The organism is Fulvimonas sp. R45, assembly GCF_030504985.1.
Classification (GTDB): Bacteria; Pseudomonadota; Gammaproteobacteria; order Xanthomonadales; family Rhodanobacteraceae; genus Rhodanobacter_A.
In genome coordinates, this window is record NZ_JASERU010000008.1 from 18,622 (window position 1) to 41,355 (window position 22,734).

At 70.5% G+C, this 22,734-nt stretch carries 19 protein-coding genes; all 19 read left to right on the plus strand.

What is annotated here, in order from left to right; genetic code table 11:
* The first annotated feature begins 214 nt into the window (after window positions 1–214).
* The 19 genes from QMK61_RS09385 to QMK61_RS09475 all read left to right on the plus strand — a co-directional run bounded on the left by QMK61_RS09385 (window position 215) and on the right by QMK61_RS09475 (window position 22,450).
* Window positions 215–955 carry an ATP-binding protein gene (locus tag QMK61_RS09385; protein WP_302071938.1) on the plus strand — a complete coding sequence of 247 codons (741 nt, stop codon included), beginning with the start codon at window positions 215–217 and terminating at the stop codon, window positions 953–955.
* Window positions 952–1,602, plus strand: coding sequence for a response regulator transcription factor (locus tag QMK61_RS09390; RefSeq protein WP_302071939.1), 651 nt, complete (start codon window positions 952–954; stop codon window positions 1,600–1,602). The genes QMK61_RS09385 and QMK61_RS09390 overlap by 4 nt, the downstream gene beginning before the upstream one ends.
* Before the next feature lie 339 nt (window positions 1,603–1,941).
* Window positions 1,942–2,496, plus strand: coding sequence for a DUF4255 domain-containing protein (locus QMK61_RS09395; protein ID WP_302071940.1), 555 nt, complete (start codon window positions 1,942–1,944; stop codon window positions 2,494–2,496).
* 38 nt (window positions 2,497–2,534) lie between these two features.
* Complete coding sequence (locus QMK61_RS09400; protein WP_302071941.1) at window positions 2,535–3,314, plus strand: hypothetical protein; 780 nt, start codon at window positions 2,535–2,537, stop codon at window positions 3,312–3,314.
* 32 nt (window positions 3,315–3,346) lie between these two features.
* Window positions 3,347–4,909 (plus strand): phage tail sheath C-terminal domain-containing protein, encoded by a 1,563-nt coding sequence (locus tag QMK61_RS09405; RefSeq protein WP_302071942.1) that lies wholly within the window; start codon window positions 3,347–3,349, stop codon window positions 4,907–4,909.
* 68 nt (window positions 4,910–4,977) lie between these two features.
* Window positions 4,978–5,436: a phage tail protein gene (locus tag QMK61_RS09410; RefSeq protein ID WP_302071943.1), complete on the plus strand. Its 459-nt coding sequence runs from the start codon at window positions 4,978–4,980 to the stop codon at window positions 5,434–5,436.
* A gap of 32 nt (window positions 5,437–5,468) precedes the next feature.
* Window positions 5,469–5,939 carry a phage tail protein gene (locus QMK61_RS09415; protein ID WP_302071944.1) on the plus strand — a complete coding sequence of 157 codons (471 nt, stop codon included), beginning with the start codon at window positions 5,469–5,471 and terminating at the stop codon, window positions 5,937–5,939.
* Window positions 5,940–5,948: 9 nt separating this feature from the next.
* Window positions 5,949–6,128 carry a DUF5908 family protein gene (locus tag QMK61_RS09420; protein WP_302071945.1) on the plus strand — a complete coding sequence of 60 codons (180 nt, stop codon included), beginning with the start codon at window positions 5,949–5,951 and terminating at the stop codon, window positions 6,126–6,128.
* 2 nt (window positions 6,129–6,130) lie between these two features.
* On the plus strand, window positions 6,131–6,823 hold the full coding sequence (locus QMK61_RS09425) for a hypothetical protein (protein ID WP_302071946.1): 693 nt from the start codon (window positions 6,131–6,133) through the stop codon (window positions 6,821–6,823).
* Between the two features lie 3 nt (window positions 6,824–6,826).
* On the plus strand, window positions 6,827–8,614 hold the full coding sequence (vgrG, locus tag QMK61_RS09430; protein ID WP_302071947.1) for a type VI secretion system tip protein VgrG: 1,788 nt from the start codon (window positions 6,827–6,829) through the stop codon (window positions 8,612–8,614).
* A 9-nt stretch (window positions 8,615–8,623) separates the two neighbouring features.
* Window positions 8,624–8,923 (plus strand): PAAR domain-containing protein, encoded by a 300-nt coding sequence (locus QMK61_RS09435; protein ID WP_302071948.1) that lies wholly within the window; start codon window positions 8,624–8,626, stop codon window positions 8,921–8,923.
* A gap of 2 nt (window positions 8,924–8,925) precedes the next feature.
* Entirely contained in the window at window positions 8,926–9,336 is a 411-nt protein-coding gene (locus QMK61_RS09440) for a GPW/gp25 family protein (protein ID WP_302071949.1), read from the plus strand.
* An 8-nt stretch (window positions 9,337–9,344) separates the two neighbouring features.
* Window positions 9,345–13,349, plus strand: coding sequence for a hypothetical protein (locus QMK61_RS09445; protein WP_302071950.1), 4,005 nt, complete (start codon window positions 9,345–9,347; stop codon window positions 13,347–13,349).
* A complete protein-coding gene (locus QMK61_RS09450; RefSeq protein WP_302071951.1) occupies window positions 13,346–14,161 on the plus strand; it encodes a hypothetical protein in 816 nt (271 codons plus the stop codon). The genes QMK61_RS09445 and QMK61_RS09450 overlap by 4 nt, the downstream gene beginning before the upstream one ends.
* The gene (locus QMK61_RS09455; RefSeq protein ID WP_302071952.1) at window positions 14,158–16,683 is read left to right on the plus strand and encodes a hypothetical protein; all 2,526 of its coding nucleotides are present in this window, start codon (window positions 14,158–14,160) and stop codon (window positions 16,681–16,683) included. The genes QMK61_RS09450 and QMK61_RS09455 overlap by 4 nt, the downstream gene beginning before the upstream one ends.
* Window positions 16,680–18,524, plus strand: coding sequence for a contractile injection system tape measure protein (locus QMK61_RS09460; RefSeq protein WP_302071953.1), 1,845 nt, complete (start codon window positions 16,680–16,682; stop codon window positions 18,522–18,524). The genes QMK61_RS09455 and QMK61_RS09460 overlap by 4 nt, the downstream gene beginning before the upstream one ends.
* The gene (locus QMK61_RS09465; RefSeq protein WP_302071954.1) at window positions 18,508–19,869 is read left to right on the plus strand and encodes an ATP-binding protein; all 1,362 of its coding nucleotides are present in this window, start codon (window positions 18,508–18,510) and stop codon (window positions 19,867–19,869) included. The genes QMK61_RS09460 and QMK61_RS09465 overlap by 17 nt, the downstream gene beginning before the upstream one ends.
* Window positions 19,866–22,256, plus strand: a complete 2,391-nt coding sequence (locus QMK61_RS09470) for a putative Ig domain-containing protein (protein ID WP_302071955.1) — start codon at window positions 19,866–19,868, stop codon at window positions 22,254–22,256. The genes QMK61_RS09465 and QMK61_RS09470 overlap by 4 nt, the downstream gene beginning before the upstream one ends.
* A complete protein-coding gene (locus QMK61_RS09475; RefSeq protein WP_302071956.1) occupies window positions 22,253–22,450 on the plus strand; it encodes a hypothetical protein in 198 nt (65 codons plus the stop codon). Before QMK61_RS09470 ends, QMK61_RS09475 begins: the two co-directional genes overlap by 4 nt.
* The last annotated feature ends 284 nt before the right edge of the window (window positions 22,451–22,734 follow it).

Here is a 22,734-nt window from a genome sequence, read left to right on the forward strand (position 1 = left end):
CGGATCCCTCACCTGGCGGGCCACGGGACGATTCCGGGTTGCCTGGCGTCGGGGTCGTCCGTGCCGTGGTTGGCGGAACTTTCGTCCAGGCCGATGGTAGATTGTGTCGGCTCACAGGCATGTCTTTCGCGATGCTGTCGACCGCATGGAGACAGCGCAACCCGTTGCTGGTGTAGGAACGCACCAGCGGGCGGAGTGGCGAGAAGGGGGGGGAATGTCGCCGATTCACGAGGCGGTTGACGGTGTAGTCCCGAAAGGTCCGAGTCACGCGCGATCGTCGTCGGGCACGACGCTGGCGGACGTGCAGCTGATCCAGCAACTGCATGACGGTCCCACGCAGTGGATGGCGCTGGCGTTGCTCCAGCTGGACCGAACCCTGGGAGCCGGCTGCGTGGCGGACGCCCGCCTGCTCAACAACGTCCGCACGCTGCTGGGCGAGGCGTTGCGCAGTATCCGGCACGTGCTCGACGATGGGGGCGGCAGCGAGCCGGTCGCGGCGATGTCGCTGGGCGCCGCACTGGCGCAACTGGGCCGGCGGCTCGCCGCGTTGACCGCATTGACGCTGCGCCTGGAGTGCGACGAGCGGGTCGTCGACCCGCCGGCGCCGGTGACGGCGATGGTGCTGCACGCGGTACAGGAGTTGCTACTGAACACCTGCAAGCACGCGCCTGGAGCACAGGCCGAGGTGGTGCTCGCGGCCGAGGGCGACGGCTTCGAGCTGACCGTGTGCGACGACGGACCCGGGTTCGATCCGACCGCCCTCTACCGGCGCCGCCGCATCTTGGGGGGATTGGGGCTGGGTACCTTGCCGGAGCGGCTGGCCGGCGTCGGGGTGGGGTTCCGCGTGCGCAGCCGGCCGGGCGCCGGGGTGCGGGCATGCATGTGCTGGCCCGCGGGGCCGGACGGTCCGCGATGCGGCCCGCCGCGTGCCCGCGCCAAGATGACCGGGCCGTGAGCATTCGCATCGTTCTGGGCGACGATCACGTCATGCTGCGCGAAGGCCTGATGGCCTTGCTGCGCCACGAGCCCGACATCGAGGTCCTGGGGCAGGCGGGTCATGGCCTAGAGTTGCTGCGCCTGGCGCGCGAACTGCGCCCCGATGTGGTAGTGGCCGATGTCGCGATGCCGTATGTCAGCGGCATCGAAGTGGCGCGCCGCATGCGCAGCGAATTGCTGCCGGGCAAGGTGCTGTGCCTGTCGGTCAGCGCCCAGCCAGCCCGCGTGACCGAGGCACTGGAGGCGGGCGCCGCCGGTTACGTGCTGAAGGAGAACTGCTTCGACGAGCTGGCCCGGGCGATCCGCCACGCCTTCGGCAACCAGGTGTTCCTGAGCGCTGAACTGGTGGCGCCGGTGATGAACGCCTATCGGACGGCCGGCGGCGGGCATGGCGCCTCGATGCCGCCGCCGCTGACCTGGCGCGAGCGCGAGGTGGTCCAGCTTTTCGCCGAGGGCTGCTCCACCCAGCAGGTGGCCCGGCGCCTGCACATCAGCGCCAAGACGGTGGCCACGCACCGGTCGCACGTGTTCCGCAAGCTCAATATCAGCAGCCTCGCCGAACTCACCCGGTTCGCAGTCAAGCAGGGCATGACGCCGCTGGACTGAAATCGCGCGGCACAGCATCCGCGCAGCGCCGGTTTCCCGTCGGGCCCGGCGCGCATCCGGAAGCATCCGCTCCCAATCGATCGCTTCGTGGTCCGGCCGCCCCATGGCTGGACCGGGCGGCCGTGGCTCGGTCATGGCATCAGCAAAACGGAGGTCAATATCAGCAGATTGCTGATAGGGGCGAGCCGGGCTGTGTGGGTACTCTGCAAACATTCTTCTGCCGCTCGCGCCAGCACCTGGGTGCTGGACGTTCGCCGTGCTGGACGCACGGCTTGGGCGCCAGGGAGCGGAGACTCGTCGGACAGGGGCGACGTGGTGATCGATCGGGTGTTGGGGCATTTGGCGACGCATCTCAATGGCTACTACCGGAGACATTTCCAGGTGGCCGAGGATGTTGCGGTCGTCTCCAACCTGCAGGAGGTGGGCGGGGCGCCGGTGGTGCTGTCCGCCAACAAGGTGACGCTCTTCCTGAGCGGCATCGAGCGCGACACCCTGGCGCACCAGGCCAAGGCTTCCCCCGTCTCCGCCGGGCAGGGCATCGCGCAGGGCATGCCGCCGGTCTACCTCAACCTGCTGGTGATGTGCGCGGCCAACTTCAGCGGCAGCCACTACCCGGAGGCGCTGAAGTTCCTTTCCAGCGCCATCGTCTTCTTCCAGGCGAACGCCGTGTTCGATCACCAGAACACGCCGGACATGGACGGCCGGCTGGAACGGCTGGCGCTGAACATGGAGAACCTGAGCAGCCAGGAGATGCACAGCCTGTGGAGCATCCACGGCGGACGCTACCTGCCGTCGGCGCTGTTCCGGGTACGCATGATCACCCTGGATGCCGGCGGCGTGCGCGGTCGCGATCCCGCCGTCAGCCAGGCGGACACCGGAGTACGGGCGCAATGACCGGCCCGGCGAGCCCGCCCGCTGCGGACCGTGCCGGCATGTCGGCCTACCGGCTGCTCGCCGCGGTCCACGTCACGCACGATTACTTCGCCGATGGCCGCCCGCCCTGCATGCTGTTCTCGCCGCATGCCGCCACTGCCGCGTTCCTGCGCCGCTTCGACATGCGCATGCATGCTGAAGGGTCCGGCTTCGTCATCGGCGTCTGCGATGGGCAGCGGGCGAACCTGTGGAGCGAACGCATCGACGAGGGCACGCCGCGCGCGTTGTGCTTCGACGTGCGCTCGGCCGATCCCGAGAGCGCCTATTACACCGAGGCGGTGACCGCATCGGCGCAGGTGGCGGACGACGCCGTGCGCGTGCCGCCCCTGCTGCCGGTCGAGCCGTCCGCGTCGGCGCCGCTGGCGACGCTGGCCCTGCCGCTGAACCCGGGCCCGGCCGACGACTTCGCCGGCTGGGACGCCGCTGCCTGCGTGTCGTACCGCCTGTGCCTGCGCAGCCCCGGCACGATCTGGAAGTACGTGCTGGTCGGTGACTGGCGCGACCGCAAGCTGGCCGTCGTGGATCCGCGCGGCGAGGTAGCGTTCACCGCGCCGGCGAGTGAGCGCATGCCCGACGGCAGCGCGGCGCTGGCGACGTATTCGAGCGTGCCGATCACGCTGCGCGAGCGGCCTGCGCAGCGCTTCCAGCTGCATGACGTCACCGATGCGCCCGGGCGCGTCCTGGTGCCGCGGCTGCCCGGTGCCCGGCCGCGAGGCCTGTGGCGCGAGATGCAAGGCTCCACGCCGATCGCGGTATCGGAAATTTTCGTTCACAGCTGACACACACTGACAGGAGCCCAACGATGGGTGCAATGAAGACACCGGGTGTTTATATCGTCGAGAAGAATGCGTTCCCCAACTCGGTGGTGGAAGTGGCTACCGCCGTGCCCGCATTCATCGGCCACACCGAAAAAGCCGACAACCGCAGCAAGCCGCTGGCGTTCAAGCCGTGGCGGATCAGCTCGATGGCGGAATTCCACCAGTACTACGGCATGGCGCCGAATCCGCGCTTCAACATCGCGGTGAAGTCCGACCCGTCCGCGCTGGCCGATTTCACCGCGCTGGACAAGGACAACAAGCCCGCCGAGTACGTGCTCGAGCAGCCGGCCGGCAAGGACGGCGGCTGCTACACGCTGTACAACGCCATGCGGCATTTCTTCCAGAACGGCGGCGGCCCGTGCTACGTGGTGTCGGTGGGCGACTACACGCAGGACGTCGACCTGGACAAGTTCAACCGCGGCATCGAGGAACTGCTCAAGGAGCAGGAGCCCACGATGCTGGTGATTCCCGAGGCGGTGCTGTTCAAGCAGCCCGACTGCATCAGCCTGCAGCAGAACATGCTGGCGCATTGCGGCGACAAGATGCGCAACCGCGTGGCGATCCTCGACGTCTGGGGCGGCGACAAGCCGCGCAACGACCCGGGCGGCGATCCGGTCGACGCGTTCCGCAACAGCCTGGGCATCAATTTCCTCAACTACGCGGCGGCCTACTACCCGTGGGTGAACACCACGGTGGTGGGCGAGAACGAGCTGAGCTACGAGAACATCGCCTCGGCCGACGTGCTGCAGGCGCTGCTGCGCAGCGAACTGGGCCTGCCCGAGGCCGCGCCCGACGGCGCCAGTCTCAAGGTCAAGGAGCAGATCCAGGCGATCGCCGACATCACCAAGGACTGGAGCGCGCTCGACCCGAAGCCGACCGCCGACGCGATCCTGGCCAACAAGGCCATGCTCAACAAGACGCTCGGCACGATCAGCCCGCTGTTCAACACGATCATGGAGCTGGTCCGCGGCAAGCTCAACCTGATGCCGCCGAGCGCGGCGATGGCTGGCATCTACACCATGGTCGACAACAGCCGCGGCGTGTGGAAGGCGCCGGCCAACGTCAGCCTGTCCGGCGTGGTGTCGCCGGCGGTGACGATCTCGGCGGTGGACCAGGAGGACCTGAACGTCACCACCCAGGGCAAGTCGATCAACGCCATCCGCAGCTTCATCGGCGAAGGGGTGCTGGTGTGGGGCGCGCGCACGCTGGACGGCAACAGCCTCGACTGGCGCTACATCAACGTGCGCCGCACGATGATCATGCTGGAGGAGTCCTGCCGGCTGGCGGCCAAGGCGCTGGTGTTCGAGCCCAACGTCGCCAATACCTGGATCACCATCAAGAGCATGATCCAGAACTTCCTGACCAGCATCTGGAAGCGCGGCGGGCTGGCCGGCGCGGTGCCGGAAGACGCCTTCAGCGTGCACTGCGGGCTGGGCGAAACGATGACCCCGGACGACATCCTCGAAGGCATCCTGCGCGTCACCGTGCTGGTGGCGATGGTGCGCCCGGCGGAGTTCATCGAGATCACCTTCCAGCAGCAGATGCAGAAATCGTGACCCGCGGCGGGTCGCGCGTGGCGGCCCGCGGCGCGTATCGCACCACCTTGCATTGACGGAGCATTCCCATGGCAGACGACGGTTCCCAGCAGTCCACCAACATATGGCCGATGCCGAAGTTCTACTTCCAGGTGAAGTGGGATTCGGCGGTGATGTCGTTCGAAGAGGTTTCCGGGCTGGACGTCGAGGCCCAGCCGATCGAGTACCGGCACGGCGACAGCCCGGTGTATGCGGCGATCAAGATGCCGGGCCTGAAGAAATACGGCAACGTGACGATGAAGAAGGGCGTGTTCAAGGGCGACAACAAGTTCTGGGACTGGTTCAACCAGATCAAGATGAACACGATCAAGCGCGTGCCGGTGACGATCAGCCTGCTCGATGAAAGCGGCAAGCCGACCATGGTGTGGACGCTGATCAACGCCTGGCCGACCAAGATCACCGGCACCGACCTGAAGGCGCAGGGCAACGAAGTGGCGATCGAGACGATCGAGGTGGCGCACGAGGGCCTGACCATCGCCAATGGCTGAGATGGGAATGGCTGATACGGACCGACCCGGCCATGAGTGACGTCGCAAGCCTGCTCGGGGCGCCGCTGCCGGCGGCGTTCCAGTTCACCGTCAGCTTCAACGCGATCCCGTCGGGCATCGACAGCTCGTTCCAGGAGGTGTCGGGCCTGGAGCAGGGCATGGACGTGGAGGAGCTGCGCGAAGGGGGCGAGAACCGCTTCGTGCACCAGCTGCCCAAGGGGGTGCAGCAGAAAAAGCTGACCCTCAAGCGCGGCGTGGCGGGGCTGACCTCGCCCCTGGTGCTCTGGTGCAAGGCCACCCTGGAAGGCGGGCTGTCGATACCCATCGTGCCGGTGCCGCTGCTGGTCAGCCTGCTGGACGCGTCGTCGCTGCCGCTGCGGTCCTGGCTGTTCAGCAACGCGTACCCGGTGCGCTGGGACGTCGACGCCTTCAACTCGACCAAGAACGAAGTGGCGCTGGAGACGATCGAGCTTGCCTACCAATACGCCCAACGAATGCTGTGAGAGAGCGCCATGACGCTGGAAATCCGCCAGATGGTGATCAAGTCGGACATCGCCAACACCAACGGCAAGCCGGCGCCTGGGCCGGCGGACGACGAGACCGACGGCAGCGGGTGTGACGACGGGCGCAGCGGCGCGGAAGCCCTGCGCTCCGGCCTTGCGGCCGAGCTCGAACGACTGCGGGAGCGCTGAGGGTGTCCATCCTGTCCGGCCAGAAGGCCGCGCTCAAGATCGTCGCCTGCAGCATGAGCGGCGACTCGGTGACGCCGAGCGGCGACCCGTCGGAGTCGATCTCGCTGATGATCAACCCGGCCGAGCTGAGCCTGAAGCGCAAGACCGAGTTCAGCCGCTGCGTGCCGATGGGCGACCCGGGCAGCGGGCGCAACTTCAGCCGCATGCAGCCCGACACGCTGGCCTTCGTCACGGTGTTCGACGGCACCGGCGCGGTGCCGGTGCCGGTGGGCCTGCCAAGCGAAGTGGAGGATCAGCTCGACGCGCTGAACAAGATCGTCTACTCCTACGACGGCCAGCAGCACCAGCCGGACGTGGTGCAGATCGTGTGGGGCACCTTGCTGTTCAACGGGCGGCTGACCTCGCTGGACATCGACTACACGCTGTTCAAGCCGAGCGGGGCACCCCTGCGCGCCAAGGTGTCGCTGTCGTTCCAGGGCTACAAGAGCCGGCAGGAGGCGGCGCTGGAAGCCAGCGCTTCATCGCCCGACCTCAGCCACCGGGTGGTGGTGAAGGACGGCGACACGCTGCCCCTGCTGTGCCATCGCATCTATGGCGACAGCGGCTATTACGTCGACGTGGCGCGCTTCAACGGCCTGTCGTCGTTCCGCCGCCTCAGGCCCGGGTCGACCCTGCATTTTCCGCCGCTGGGTTGAGCCATGGCCGATGCTTCCAACACCAGCGCGAACGGACCGCTTCGCGTCAGCATCAGCGCCGGGGGACAGGCGCTGACCACCTTGCCGATCGTCAGCGTCACCGTGCGCCGCGCGATCAACCGCATCCCGTGGGCGGAAATCGTGCTGCAGGACGGCGACATGCCGACCGGCAGCTTCGTGCTGAGCGACGCCGCCACCTTCGCGCCCGGCGCCGAGATCGTGGTCAGCGCCGGCTTCGGCAGCGACGAGGCGGTGCTGTTCACCGGCGTGGCGATGCGCCATGGCGTGAAGATCGACGGCGCGAGCAATGCGCGCCTGGTGGTCGAGTGCCGCGACAAGGCGGCCAGGATGACGATCGGGCGCAGCAACGCCAACTACCTGCAGCAGACGGACAGTGACATCATCGCCACGCTGATCGGCAACCACGGCCTGTCGGCGGACGTGCAGTCCACCGCCACGCAGTACGACGAACTGGTGCAGTTCTACTGCAGCGACTGGGATTTCATGCTGGCCCGCGCCGACGCCAACGGCCTGCTGGTGAACGTGGACGCGGGCACGGTCGGGGTGAAGCCGCCGAGCACGTCCGGTCCGGCGGTGCTGAGCGTGAGCTGGGGCATGGACCTGCTGTCGTTCGAGGCCGACATCGACGCGCGCAGCCAGTTCACGGCCGTGCAGGCGGCCTCGTGGGACCCGAAGCAGCAGGCCGTGGCGCTGGGCGATTCGGCCAGTCCGCTCAGCCTCAACGCGCAAGGCAACCTCGACGGCAGCACGCTGGCGCAGGTGGCCAGCCCCGCCACCTACGGGTTGCAGACCGGGACGGCCCAGCCCGCCGCCACGCTGACGGACTGGGCCAAGGCCACCCAGCAGAAGGCCGCGCTGGCGCGCATCCGCGGACGCATGCGCCTGCTGGGCAACGCGGCCGTGGTGCCGGACAGCCTGGTCGAGGTGAAGGGCGTCGGCGCGCGCTTCAGCGGTTCGGTCTACGTGTCGGCGGTGGAACATCGCCTGGCCAACGGCAACTGGATCAGCGAGGTGGAGTTCGGCCTGCGCCCGGAATGGCATGTCGAGCGCGACGACGTGATGGCGCCGGCCAACGGCGGCCTGCTGCCCGGGGTCAGCGGCCTGCAGATCGGGGTGGTGCTGAAGCTCGACGGCGATCCGGAAGGCGAGGAGCGCATCCAGGTCAAGCTGCCGGTGCTGCAGGCGCAGACCGAAGGCGTGTGGGCGCGGCTGCTGCAGTTCCACGCCTCCAGCGCGTTCGGCGCGTTCTTCGTGCCGGAGGTCGGCGACGAGGTGCTGATCGGCTACCTCAACGCCGACCCCAGCCACCCGGTGGTGCTGGGCTCGCTGTACAGCAGCTCGCGCAAGCCGCCCTACGCGATCGAGGCGGAAAACAACACCAAGGCCATCGTCACCCGCTGCCTGCACAAGATCGAGTTCAACGAGCAGGACAAGATCATCACGATCATCACGCCCGGCAACAACCAGGTGGTGCTCGACGACAAGAACCAGGCCATCACGGTGCAGGACCAGAACAACAACAGCGTGAAGCTTTCCGGCGACGGGATCGCCCTGACCAGCCAGTCCGACATCAAGCTCACCGCGCAGGGCGGAGTCACCATCAGCGCCAACGCCGCCATCAACATCGAGTCCCAGGCCGACGTCAAGGCGGCCGGGCTCAACGTCAACTGCGAAGCCCAGATCGGCTTCGTCGGCAAGGGCTCGGCCACCGCTGAGCTTTCCGCGTCCGGCCAGACCACGGTCAAGGGCGCGATGGTCATGATCAACTGAGGAGCCGCGATGCCGCCCGCCGCCCGCCTGACCGACATGCACACCTGCCCGATGCAGACGCCCGGGCTGCCGCCGATCCCGCACGTGGGCGGGCCGATCGTCGGGCCGGGCGTGCCCACCGTGCTGATCTGCAAGCTGCCGGCCTCGGTGGTGGGCGACAACGCGGTGTGCGTGGGGCCGCCGGACGTCGTGGTGAAAGGTTCGTCCACGGTGATGATCGGCCACCGCCCCGCCGCGCGGGTCGGCGACACCACGGCGCACGGCGGCAGCATCGTCATGGGCTGCCCGACGGTGCTGATCGGAGGCTGATGGTGAGCGATTTCCTCGGCCGCGGCTGGAGCTTCCCGCCCCGTTTCGATCCGCGCGGCAAGGCCGCCGTGATGGTCTCCGGGGTGCCGGACATCGACGAGAGCCTGCGCATCCTGCTGTCCACCGCGCCCGGCGAGCGCGTGATGCTGCCGGACTACGGTTGCGCCCTGCGGCGCATGGTGTTCGAGGAGGTCAGCGAGCAGACCGTCACCGAGATCAAGGGGCTGATCCGCAAGGCGGTGCTGTTCTACGAGCCGCGCATCACGCTGAACCGGATCGACGCGCAACGGGTGGACGCGCTGGACGGCCGCCTCGACATCCTGCTGGACTACACCGTGCGCACCACCAACACGCGGCACAACCTGGTCTATCCGTTCTACCTGCACCAGGCCACCCACCCGGTGAAGGCCTGAAGCGTCCCATGCACGCCGGCACGCAACAGGACCAGCGACTCGACGCCGCGCTGCGCCCCGGCTACATCCTGCCGGACGAGCTGGTGCTGGCCGAGCGCGTCCGCCTGCTGCTGGGCCATGCCGCGCGGCTCCAATTCGCCAGCGGCGACGGCAGCGACGCCGGCCGCTGGGACGATGTCCTGCGCGGCGACGAAAGCGTGCTGCTGGCCGACATCGCGGCGTATCCGCTGGAGGCGATGCAGGAAAGCTTCGCCCGTGCATGGCCGTGGGCCGGCGAGGCGCACCTGTGGCGCCGGGTTCGCCAGTTGCTGCACGACGTCGACCGCTGGTGCCAGTGGCTGGCCGGGCACGGGACGTCGAGCGCCACGCAGGTCCGCCAGGTCCTGTTGCAGCCGATGGGCACCGGCCTGCGCGACATGCTGCACGAGGCCATCCGCTGCTTCGGCCTGGACGAGGCCGCGACCCGCCGCCTGCACGGTGTGTGGCGCATGGAGGCCGCGCGCGCGGAGGCGCCCTCGCGCTTCGACACGGCCGAGCTGCGGCTGCAACTGCTGCGGCGGTTGTGGGGCGGCCTGTGCATGGCGATCGCCCGGTTGCGCCCGCTGGCCAGGGAGCAGCTCGCCCACAGCCTGCGCAGCGGCACGCACGAGCCGGCGATGGGCCTGCTGCTGACCGCCGTGCAGCTGTTCCAGGACACCCGCGCGCCGGTCAACCGCTTCCCGGAGCGGCTGACCGACTTCTACTACCGCGATCTGCTGCGCATGCGCCCGCGCGCGCCGGCGCCCGAACGGGCCCATCTGCGCCTGCTGCGCGATCCGCATTACCGCAACCCGGTGCAGGTGCGCCGCGACGATCGTTTCGTGGCCGGCAAGGACGCCCGGGGGCAAGCGATCGAATTCGCCGCCGGGCAGGCACTGGAAGTCACCGACAACCAGGTGGCCGCGCTGTGCAGCCTGCGGCTGGAGCGCGACCGGCTGATCTCGCCGGAGAAGGAACTGGGCTACGCCACGCGCGTGCTGGCGCAGAGCATCCCGCTGCAGGCGCCCGACGCCGCCTATGCCGAGGCGCCGGCATGGTGGCCGCTGCTGGGCGGCAAGCTGAAGGGGGCGGCGGCCACGGCCCAGCCTGCGCTGCTCGGCCTGGCGCTGGCCACGCCGATGCTGGCGCTGCGCGAGGGCGCGCGGCGGATCAAGCTGACCTTGCGCCTGTCGCATCCCGGCTACGACGACGAGGCCTTGCTGGCCTTGCTGCGCCGTTCCGGCGGCCAGCGCGACGCAGCGTGGCTGGCCGAGGTGTTTGCCCGCTTCGACCGTTACGAAGCGAGGCACCACCCCTCGCGGCTGGCATCGGCGGCCATGGCCACGGCCGATGCGGCGGCGGCGTGGCGGCGTGCACCGCGGCCCGACGGGGATGTGCAACTGTGCCACCTGGTCGCCCGCTGCCTGGCCGCCGGCGAGCAGGAGCTGTTCCGCGAACGCCTGGGGCGCCTGTTCGCCGCCTGGCTGGCGGCGGCCGGCGAAGACCTGCAGGCCGCCGACGTCGCCGCCTTGCGTGCGCATGCCGCGGCATTGCCCGGCGGCGACGGCCCGCTGCGCGTGGAAATCGACGATCCGCTGATCCTGATCTACCCGCACGAGCACGGCGGCGGCCCGGTCATGCCGGATCGCGCGTTGATCTTCGCGCGGTTGTTCCGTGACGTCTGGCGCGCCGAATTGAGCACGGCCACCGGCTGGCTGGCGCTGGACGACGTGCGCATGCGCCGGGCCGACGCGGCGGGCGGTCCCGGCGGCTGCATCGAGATCGGCTTGGCGCTGGGGCCGGAGCAGCCATCGGTCACGCCGTGCCAGCCCGCGCTGCACGGCGCGGCGTGGCCGGCGCAGCCGATGCTTCGGCTGGTGCTGCAGGCGCGCGCGCGGGTGTGCGTGTACAGCCTGCTGCAGCAGTGGTCGTTGCACGACATCGTGCTCGGCGTCGAGGTGCGCGGCGTGCGCGACATCGCGCTGTACAACCAGCTGGGGCGGCTCGATGCGGGCAAGCCCTTCCAGCCGTTCGGCCCGATGCCCACGCTGGGGTCGTATTGCGTGTTCGGCAGCGAGGAACTGGCGCGCAAGCCGCTGCGCTCGCTGCGGCTGCGGTTGCGCTGGGGTCAGTTGCCCGGCGGCGAGGGCGGCTTCGCCGAGCGCTACCGGGGCTACCCGGGAAGCTGGACGACCGCGAGCTTCCAGGTGCGGCCGGGCGTGCTGCGCGACGGCCAGTGGCACGGCGGCACGGCGGGCAGCCTGGCGCTGTTCCGCGGCGACGGCCGCCTGGACGACACGATCGAGCTGGCCTTGCCGGAAGCCGATCTGGTGCTCTACCACCGCGCCCAGGCGCAACCAGCGGAGTCGTTCGCCTATGGCGCGAACACGCGCAACGGCTTCTTCCGGCTCGACCTCTGCGCGCCGGACGCGGCGTTCGGCCACGCGCTGTATCCGCGCCTTCTGGCCGAGGCGTTGACGCGCAACGCGCGGCTGAAGAAGGCGCGGCTGGCCCTGCCGCTGCCGCAGGAACCCTACACGCCGGTGGTCGAGCAGGTGTCGCTGGACTACGCCGCCAGCCAGCTGGTCACCTTCAAGCCCTCGGCCGAGCCGACGGCGGCGCAGCTGTTCCACCTGTATCCGTTCGGCCACGACCGGCCGCTGGCGCGGGCCGGCATGGACGGCGTGCCGCTGCTGCCGCGCTACATGCAGGACGGCCAGCTTTACCTGGGCCTGTCCGGCACCGATCCGCAGGGCGTGCTCAACCTGTTCTTCCAGCTGCGCGCCGAAAGCGCGCTGGCGGACAGGCAGGCGCCGCGCCCGCAGCCGACCTGGTCGGTATGGGGCGAGGATGGCTGGCGCACGCTCGAAGCGGATCGCCTGCTGTCCGACGGCACCCTGGGTTTCCTGCGCAGCGGCGTCGTCAGCCTCGACCTGCCCGCGGGCATGCGCGCCGACAATCCGCGCCTGCCCGGCGGGCTGTACTGGCTGCGCCTGGGCGCGAGCGGCGAGCTGGATTGCCTCGCCGGCCTGTACGCGGTCTACGCGCAGGTGATCGAGGTCCGCTGCGTGCAGCCGCGGGCGCTTGGCCCGGGCTGCGAGCCGCTGCCGCCGGGCGCGATCAAGGCGCCCCTGCGGGCCATCGGCGGCTTGCGCGCGGTGCAGCAGATCGGTCCGTCGTTCGGCCTGCGCCCGCCCGATGCGGCGGACGCGCTGCGCGTGCGCGGCGCCGAGCGCCTGCGCCACAAGAATCGCGCCAGCACGCCGTGGGACTACGAGCGCCTGTTGCTCGACGCGTTCCCGGAGTTGTTCAAGGTGAAATGCTTCGCCAACGGCCAGGCGCACGGCGCGGCGGTTTCGGAGCGGTCCGGCGGCGTGCTGGTGGTGGTGGTGCCGTCGCCGCGCCAGGGCGCCCTGTTCCGCAGCACCGAGGCGCCGCGCTTCGACGCCGCCGTGCTCGAGCGGATGGTCGGCCACCTGCGCGAACGCGCCACCCCGGGCATCCGCATCGTGGTGCGCAATGCGGCCTACGAGCGCATCCAGGTGCGTTGCACGGTGCGCCTGGCGCGCGGCAGCCATCCGGGCGCGTCGCTGATCCGCATCAACCGGGCCATCGTCGAATTCCTGTCGCCGTGGCACGCGGGCGGCCACCGCGCCGAGTTCGACTGGGAGATCCGCAGCGAGGCGGTCGAGGCCCGTCTGCGCGAACTCGACGAGGTGGAAACGGTGGGCGCGATGTCGCTGCTGCACGTGGTGCAGACCGACGCCAATCTCTATCGGCTGCACGATACCGCGCGCAGCGGCCGCACCCGGCCGCAGCGCCTGGTCCGCCCGGTGCAGCCCTGGAGCCTCGCCCTGCCGACTCCCCACCATCTGGTCGAACTGGTCGATGCGCCGCCGTCGGGAGCGGCGGCCACCGGTGTCGGCAAGCTCGAGGTCGGCAGCACCTTCGTCGTTGGAGCCACGGCGCCGAAGCCCGGGCGGGGGGCGCCATGACCCGTTGCAACCGCGAGTCGCTGCGCAGCTATTTCAGCGACGGAGCACTGCCGACCCAGGAGCATTTCGCCGACCTGGTCGACTCGATGCTCAACATGAACGACGAGGGCTTCTGCAAGACGGTCGAGGGCGGCTTCGAGATCTCCGCCGCCACCGGCTACGACACCCTGCTCAGCTTCTTCCGCGACCAGGACCCGGACGAGCCATTGTGGCGGGTGGGCTTCGGCGGCGCGCAGGGTCAATTGCTGATCCGTGCCAACCCGGGCGCGCAGGCGGACACGCCGGAGGCGCCGCCGCCCCTGTGGTCGCTGGACTCGTCCGAGCGCGGCCGGGTGGGCATCCGCACCGCCAACCCGCAGGCCGCGCTGGACGTCGACGGCGTGGTGCGCAGCACGGGGCGTCGTGGCAGCTATGCGCGGACGGCGCCGGCGCCGCTGCTGGCCAACGGCCAGTGGCAGGACCTCACCGACGACCTCGGCGGTTGCCAGGCCTTCGAGCTCACCGCCGGCGCGGGGCACCCGGGGCAGGGCCGCTTCGCGATGCTGCACGCCACGGCGCTGAACGCCTACAACCCCACCCTGGGCATCCTCGATTTCCTCAACCGCAAGCGCGGCATCCGCTGCACCCATGCCCACTACGCGCGCCGCTGCGACCGCCTGCAACTGCGCTGGAAGGGCAGCAGCGGGCGCAACGCGCGCTATCGCCTGCAGATCCGCAGCGGCTGCGACTACGGCCTGGGCATCGTGATCCAGGCGCACCTGACCCAGCTGTGGTTCGATCCGCACATGCGCGAAGGGCAGGCCAGGCCGTGAGCGCGCGTTTCGACATGGGCATGGATGAACCGCAGGCCTCGCCCGCGGCCGTCGCGCTGGCGACGAAGCCGGCGCCGGCGGTGATCCCGCGGCACGTCGGCGATGACCCGTTCGCGTATGCCGCGTTGCGCGAGCAGGCGGTCGCGCTGGCGCAGATGCTCAGCGGCGAGCGCTGGACCGACTTCAACTACCACGACCCCGGCGTCACCCTGCTGGAGGCGCTGTGCTTCGCGCTGACCGAAAGCGTGTTCGGCGCCGGGCAGCCGCTGGCCGACCAGCTCACCGCGCCGGACGGGCGCATCCACTACCACCGGCTGGGCCTGCACGCGGCGGAAGAGATCCTGCCGTGCCGGCCATGCACGGCGGCGGACTACATGCGCTGCCTGCTCGACCGGGTGCCCGGCGCGCTGCAGGCGCACGCGGCGATGCCGGGCGGCGACGGCCTGTGGCGGCTGGGCCTGGAGGTGACCACGGCACGGACGGAGGGGGCGGTCGCGGCGGCGGCGCGTGCCTACTGGGCGCAGCGCAACCTGGGCGAGGACATCGACGAGCTGCCGCAGGTACTGCAGCCGCGCTGGTGCCGCCTGCAACTGGACCTGAGCGTGACCGGCACGCGCGCGCCGGAGGAGATCCTGGCCGAGCTGGTCGCCCGTTGCGCCGAACACATCGATGCGGCGCCACGGCGGGAATCGCTGGCGGAGCGCCTGGACGCGGACGGCGGCGATACGCGCTCGCTGGCCGAGGTGTTCGACGGCCCGCGTGTGCGCCGGGGCTGGGTGGCGGCCGACAGCCTGCTCGCCGGCCGGGACCGGCGCGTGTATTTCGGCGACCTCGCGCGGCTCGCCGGCACGGTCGAGGGCGTGTACGAGATCCGCAACATCAGCCTTTCCGTGGACGGCGCGGAGAGCGACGAGGAGGCCTTGCCGCGGCGCCTGGACGACCGGGTGCTGCGGCTGCGCTGGCCGGATGCGCCGGCCGACGTGGCGGACTGGCGGATCGCGCGGCACGGCACGCCGATCGCGCTGGCCATCGCGCCCCTGCTGCACCGGCTGGAAGACCTGTGGCGCGCCGGCGGCCGGGCGGTGGCCGAGACCTCGTCGATGGGCGACGTGCCGCTGGCCCGGCCGACGGGCCGCTGGATGCCGGCCGAGCCGTACGTGTCACTGTTCCGGCAACTGCCCGCGATCTACCGTGAACGCTTCGACGCCAGCCTCGCCGCCGTGGATGCCGCGGCGGCGGACCAGTTCCGCGCCTATCTGGTCATGCTCGAACAATGGCTCGCGCACGGCGCGGCGCAGACGGCCTACCTGCGCGAGCTCTACACCCTCAGCGCCGGGCCGCGGCCGAGCTACGCCTGGCAGGTGCTCGACGGCGCGCACATCCCCGGCCTGGATGCGCTGTATGCGACATCCCCGGAACGGATCGCCGCGGAGGTCTACGCACCCGCCGATGCCGTGCTGGACCGGCGCGGGCGCGTGCTCGACCACCTGCTCGCGCTGCATGGCGAGGGTTGCGGGCAGGGCAGCATCCGGCCGTTCGGCTGGTACTTCGAGGCCGCCGCGTGGCGCCACCACCTGTTCGAATGCAAGCGCCAGATGGTGCTGCGCATCGCCGCGCTGACGCGCGACCGGCACGGCGCCATCGACTACAGCCGCCGTTCGCTGGGCCGGCGCGGCAACACCTGCGCCCTGCAGCGGCGGGTCAGCCTGCTGCTGGCGTTCCGGCACCATCACGACCGCCTGCTGATGGCGCCCATGCGACGGGCGGGGCTGCGCCTGGCCGACGAGCAGGCGCGCTTCGTCACGGTGGACGCCGCGCCACCCGGGGATGGTCCCGTGGTGCTGTGGGGCGCCGGCAGGGCGCGGGCCGTCGAGCGCCTCGGCCAGGGCCTGGCCGAGGCCGCCCGCGTGCTGGCCCACCTGTTTCCCGCGCTGGACCTGCAGGCCCTGCCGCCTGCCCTGCTGCGCAGTGCGGTGCACCCGGACCGCTATCGCCAGGCGGGGCCGCACACCTTGTGGCTGGGACCGGACGAACACGGGCGCTGGTGGCCGCTGCGCCTGCGCTCGGCGCGCGTCTCGCTGCCGGTCGCGGCGGTCTGCCTGCACGAATTCGCGTGCCGCCTGCAGCTGGCCTGCGAGGGCATGCACGTGGTCGAGCATGTGCTGCTGCGTCCCCGCGACGGCGACGGTGATCCGGAGGTGCCCGACGATTTCTACAGGTATCGCCTGAGCGCGGTGTTTCCCGGCTGGACGGCGCGCGGGCGCGACCCGTCGTTCCGCCGCATCGCCGAGGAAACCCTGCAACTGTCCGCCCCGGCGCACCTGCGGGTGCAGGCGATCTGGCTGGATGCGGGTGCGATGGAGCGCTTCGAGCGCTGCTACGCGGCCTGGCTGGAGGCCAGGCAGGCGCATTGCGCCGCCTGCCTGGAACCCGCGGCGGGCGACGCGGCCCGCCACCTGGATGGCTGGACGCGCCTGTTGCGCTGGCTGTTGCTGCGGCACGAGGCGGAGGACGCCGCATGAGCCGGCACGTCATCGACACGCTGAGCTGGGTGTGCCGCGGCGACGACCCGCGCCAGGGCTTCGCCCGGCAACAGCGCCTCAGCGAATTCCTGCACGGCCCGGGCCGACGGATGCTGGGCGCGCTGTTCGACCGCCTGTCGCCCGATGACGAGGTGTGGCGGATCGACCGGCTGGACGTCGAGCTGGGCGCGCTGCCCGCCGACACGGATTTCGATGGCATGGCGCGTCAGCTGGAAAGCGCGCTCGAAACCGAGCTGCAGCGCCGGCGCACCGACGGATCGAACGGCGCGTTCGCCGATCGCCCGCCTGCGCGACCGCGCCGCCGCGACGAGGGCGAGCTGGACAATTTCCTGTACTACCTGGAGCGCGGGCGCCTGCACTGGTCGATGCCGGCGATGGGGCGCGGCGACATGGCCGACTGGCTGGAGCGGCTGGCGCTGCGCAACGGCCCGCGCCTGTGGCAGGCCTTGCAACGCCTGCCGCACGCCGAGCGCAGCCTGCGCCGGCTGGGCCAGATCGCGCCGTGCCACGGCCTGCAGGCCGTGCTGGCCCAGCGCCACGCCGGCCTTGCGCAGGCGCTGGACGCGCTCGACGACAGCTTGCTGGAACCCTTGCGCGCGCAGGGTCGCCTGAACGCCTACCAGGTCGGCCAGGTGCGCCAGGCGTGGCGGGTGGCCGGTCTGCATGCGCTGTGGGGGCAGGCCGGCAGCGGCCTCGGCGTGGGGCGCGTGCAGCGCCTGCTGGCCGCGCTGGGCGATGCGCTGGCCCTGCGGCTGGGCGCGCACGGGATGCCGGACCCGCGCGCCTGGCTGGGGCCGACCTCGATGGCGCTGGGCGCCTCCGACCTGCAGCGCAGCCTGCTGCTGGGCATGCAGATGCGCCTGTTCGGCGATGCGCTCGGGTCGGCGGGACACGGCGCCGCCGCGGCGCGTGCGGAATCCGCGAACGAGGCCGCGGCCGAGCGGGCGCAACCGTTCGTCCTCACCGCGGCCTGGCACGAATCCCTGCGCCAGTTCGCGCTCGCCCACCAGGGCGCGCCGACGGTGCGCGCGGCGGGGCTGGGCTTGTCGGAACTGCAGGCGTATCTGCGCGACTTCAGCCTGGCCTACCTCGCCACGGTGGATCGCGTGCCGCAGGACCACGTGGCATGGCAGGCCACCTGGCGGCGCGCGTTGCAGGCGCTGGGCGGCGGGGTCGACGCGGACGCGGCGGCGGTCCTGGCGGCCGGCGCGGACGCAGGGCCGTCGGCGGAAGCGCCCGAACGGCCGCGGATCAAGAACAGCCGCACCGCCGACGGCACCATCTCGCCGGCCGACGACCATCCGGACAACGAGGCGATCTACGTCGTCAACGCTGGCCTGGTGCTGCTGGCCAACTACGCGCCGCGCCTGTTCGGCATGCTGGGGCTGGTGCGCGACGACGCCTTCGTGGATGAGGCGGCCCGGCACCGCGCCGTGCATTGCCTGGTGTACCTGAGCGATGGCCACTTCGACAGCGAGGAGCACGAGTGGGTGCTCAACAAGCTGCTGTGCGGCGTGCCGATCGACGAGGTGGTGCCGCCGGCCGAGGCGATGGACGACGCGCTGCCGGTGCTCGACGGCCTGCTCGGCGCGGTGATCGCGCACTGGAAGGCGCTGGGCCACACCACGCCGGGCGGCCTGCGCAAGACCTTCCTGCGCCGCCTCGGCAACCTGGTCGAGCATGAGGCGCACGAGGGCGGGCACTGGCGGCTGAAGATGCAGCCCGGCCCGTTCGACGTGCTGCTCGACCAGTTGCCCTGGGGGTACGGCACGATCCGCCTGCCGTGGATGAAAGGAGCGATCCATGTCGATTGGCGCTGAGCACCGCCACGCGCCCCACGCGCGGGCGCTGGCGCTGGAGCTGGACTGGCTGGAAGGCGTGCTCAACCTGCGCCTGGAGCAGCACTTCCAGCAGCATGCCGAGGGCTTCGAAAGCGCGCCGCCGCCGCCCGAACTGCCGCCCGAAAGCGCGCTGGCCATGCTGGTGGCCGAGCTGGCGCTGGGCCCGGTCGAGCGCGCCGTGCTGGCGCTGGCGCTGGCGCCGCACCTGCGCCCTGGCATGCTCGACCTGCTGTTCGTGCGCAACCAGAACCTGGACCGCGGCTTCACCGAATTCGGTGGCTGGAAGGCGCAGCGCCATGGCGGCTTCCTGCCCACCGGCGAGACCGCGGCCTTTCTCGTGGCGGGCGACGACCTGGCGCGGCGCATCGCCCTGCTCGAGGTGTTCGACGCGCGCCACCCGTTCATCGCGCGCGATGTGCTGCAACTGGACAACGAGGCGGCCAGCCACGAGCCGCAGCTGAGCGGCGTGCTGGCGGTGCGCGCCGAGATCCTGCAACGGCTGCAGACCGGCGAAGGCTACAAGCCCGACTACAACATCCAGTTCCCCGCCAAGCGCATCAGCTCCAGCCTCGACTGGTCCGACCTGGTGCTGGCGCCCGAGGTGATGGACGAGATCCAGGTGATCCAGACCTGGCTGCGGCAGGGCCCGCAACTGCTGCGCGATTGGGGCCTGGGACGCGCGGTGAAGCCCGGCTACCGCAGCCTGTTCTACGGGCCGCCGGGCACCGGCAAGACCCTGACCGCGACCCTGCTCGGGCAGAGCGTGGGGGTGGACGTCTACCGCATCGACCTGTCGATGGTGGTGTCCAAGTACATCGGCGAGACCGAGAAGAACCTGGCGCGCGTGTTCGACCAGGCGCAGCACCGGCACTGGGTGCTGTTCTTCGACGAGGCCGACGCCCTGTTCGGCAAGCGCGCCGCCGTGCAGAACAGCAACGACCGCCACGCCAACCAGGAAATTGCCTACCTGCTGCAGCGGGTGGAGGATTTCCCCGGCGCGGTGATCCTGGCCAGCAATCTGCGCGGCAACATCGACGAGGCGTTCGCGCGGCGCTTCCAGTCGATGGTGTATTTCCCGATGCCCGATGCCGGGCAACGGCTGCGGTTGTGGCAAGGCCTGCTGCCCGACCCGGGCCGGCTGGCCGACGACGTCGACCTGGAAGCCATCGCCGAGCAGCACGCATTGTCCGGCGGCGCCATCGTCAACGCGCTGCACTTCGCCGTGTTGCAGGCCGCGCGCAGCGGCGCGACGCGGATCGCCGCGCACCACCTGCGCACCGCGCTGGCCAAGGAGCTGGGCAAGGAAGGGAGGACGCCGGGATGAGCCGCCTGCCGCACCCGTGGCGCACCCTGCTGCGTGTCGCCGGCCTCGTCTGCGGCCTCGCCGCCGTGCTGCTCCTGGCGCCGGCGGCCAGGGCGGCCTCGTGCCCTGAAAACCAGTCCGTGCCCCTGCAGTTCGGCGACAACGTGACCAACCTGCCGGCCGGCGTGGTCGACCGGCCGTATGCCTACACCCTGCGCGCGACCGGCGGAACGCCACCCTATGCGTTCCACGCGGAGAGCCTGCCGCCGGGGATGAGCCTGAGTGCCGCCGGCCGGCTCACGGGCACGCCCCATGCCCTGCCGTCGATCGCCCTGTTCACCGCCAGCGTGCGCGACCACCTCGGCTGCACCGTGGACAGGCAGTTCCGCGTGGCCATCGTGGCGCCGCGGCAGCCGGCCGCGAAGCCCTCGCCTGCACCTTCGCCGGTGCCGAAGCCGGCGCCGCCGCCCGCGCCGCCCAAGCCGCTGCAGACGATGACGCCCGAGGAGATCCTGGCCAAGCCGCCGGCCAACCGCCCGGGCATGGACACCTACGTGCTCACCGGGGCGATCTTCAAGGACAAGGCGGTGCTTGCCGAGCTGAAGCAGATGTCCGTCACCGTGGCGCCGGCCACCAGCACCACGCCGGCCTACGATCCCACCGTGGTGGAGGTCGACGCTCCGGCCGAGGCCGGCACGGCCGCCGGCGACACCGTGGCCGCGGACGATGCCGCGCAGGACGACGACGCGCCCCTGTACGTGGATACCCAGGCGCAGTTCAAGCGGCTGCTGGAACCCCTGATCGGCGTGGAATACCCGGGCCGCGACCTGTTCGCGGCCGCGCTCGACACGCGGTTGTGTCGTTTCTCGGCCAGCCTGGTGGCCGCGGCCGCACGCAAGCAGGGCCTGCCATTGCCGAACGAAGACGCCAGCCATTGCCCGCCGGACTGGGATGCGACCGCGCAGGACGACAGCGACGACGCACAGAATGGCAAGGTGGCATGGCAGCGCGTGCCGCTCGCGCTGATGAGCCCGGCCATGCGCAGCCTGTTGATCGACAAGGCGCGCGAGAACCACCCGCTGGACGGTCCCGCGCCGCCGGCATGGGACGGCAGCGGCTGCGGCTGCGTGGGCAGGCTCAGCGGCAAGATCTACGGCTTCTATCCGTTCTGGCGCACCGGAGCCACGCCGCAGCGGCTCGACTTCAGCCTGCTGTCGCGGATCAGCCTGTTCGCCCTGTGGTACCACGGCAACGGCGATCTCGTCGTGCCCGACTGGGATACGCCACAGCAGACGGCCTTCGTCCTTACGGCGCACCGCCATCGCACCCAGCTCGACTACACGCTGTACCGCAACGACTGGCAGTTCCTGAAGAAGGAGCCGGGCGCGGAAGAAGCGCAGGCGACCGTGCGCCTAGCGGAACAGGCGGCCGACCTGATCGACACCCCGGTGCCCGGGCTGGTCGCGCGCAGCCACGCCATGTTGCCGGGTTTCGCCGAGGTCGAGCGGATGGGCGACGGGCTGAGCTTCTTCCCCGATAAGGTGCCTGCCGCCGGGTCGCCGTTGCGCGCGCCCTTCGAGCGCTACGTCGACGCGCAGATCCGCGCGCTGATCGCCGAGTTGCGCCATCGCCAGCGCCACTACGTGCTCAACATCGTGCTGCGCGACAGCGACCTGCTGGCGAAGGACGGCGCCTGGCAAGTCGGCCGGCTGTACGACTACGTGCGCGAGGCCGAGGCACCCGACATGCAGGACGACCACATCGTCGTCGGCAGCGCGCGCTACCGGAGCAACACCAACCTCACCCTGCATTACCTGGTGCTGCTCACCGACCCCACCGTACGCAGCAAGCGCGACCTGCGGGCGGCGGTCTACCAGGACCACAGCCTCAACGAGGACGACCGTCGCGTACTGCTGCGCAAGCTGATTCCGGTGGTTTCCAGCGGCGACGTCAGCTCGGGCGAGGTCGCCGACCAGCTGGCCTATTTCTCCGACAACTTCGGCGGCGTCGGCTTCTGGGCCGCGCCCGACCAGAGCCTGCCTTCGGGGCGCACGATTTCCGGGCGCATCCGCGCCAGCTTCCTGGCCAGCGTCCCCGAAGCGGAACGGTTCGACGCCTGGGTCTGCACGCGCCGCTGGCCGCTGCGCATGGCCTTCGAGGGCCTGCTGCTGCTGTGGCTGGTCGCGTTCGCGCTGTATCGCACGAATTGTCGCTTCCGCAACTTGCCCTACCAGCTCGGCCTGCTGGCCGGCGCGATCGGCGTGGTGCTGCTCGGCGCCCTGCTGCTGGCCGGCGATCCCGGACTGGAAGCCCTGCGCGAAGGCAACGCCTTGCTTGGCCTGTTGCTGTTCGCACTGATCGCCACGATCGCCTATCACATCCTCAAGCCAAGGGTGGAGAAGCCATGAATACGCAACGAGTAACGCAAGCCAGGCAAGGAACTGAGCCAGCCGCGCAGCAAGGCCATGGCATGGGAGCGATGCAGCGTCAAGCCGCAACGACACCCAGGCAGACAGGCGAGGCGGCGCGCATCGCACAGCTCAAAGGCGAAACCAGGCCGCAGGGAAAAGTGCCGCCGCCGAAGAAGGGCAAAGGCAAATGAATCTGTTAGAGCCTGTTCACGATCTCCAGGCACCTCGCGCCGGGAGCTGTTTGCGCGCAGGCCAAGGAAGAGCGAGGGAGTGGACGTCCGTCCACGACGGAGCGATGACACCGGCCTGCGCGCAAACAGACCCGGCCCTCCGGATTGGCCTCGCATGGCGGCCATGCGAGGCCAACGCGAGGTGTCTGGAGATCGTGAACAGGCTCTTATAGCCAGCCCGGGCAGGACATTACAGCCGCATCACCAAGTCTGGGAATACGGTTTATCCCCAGTGAACCTCCTTC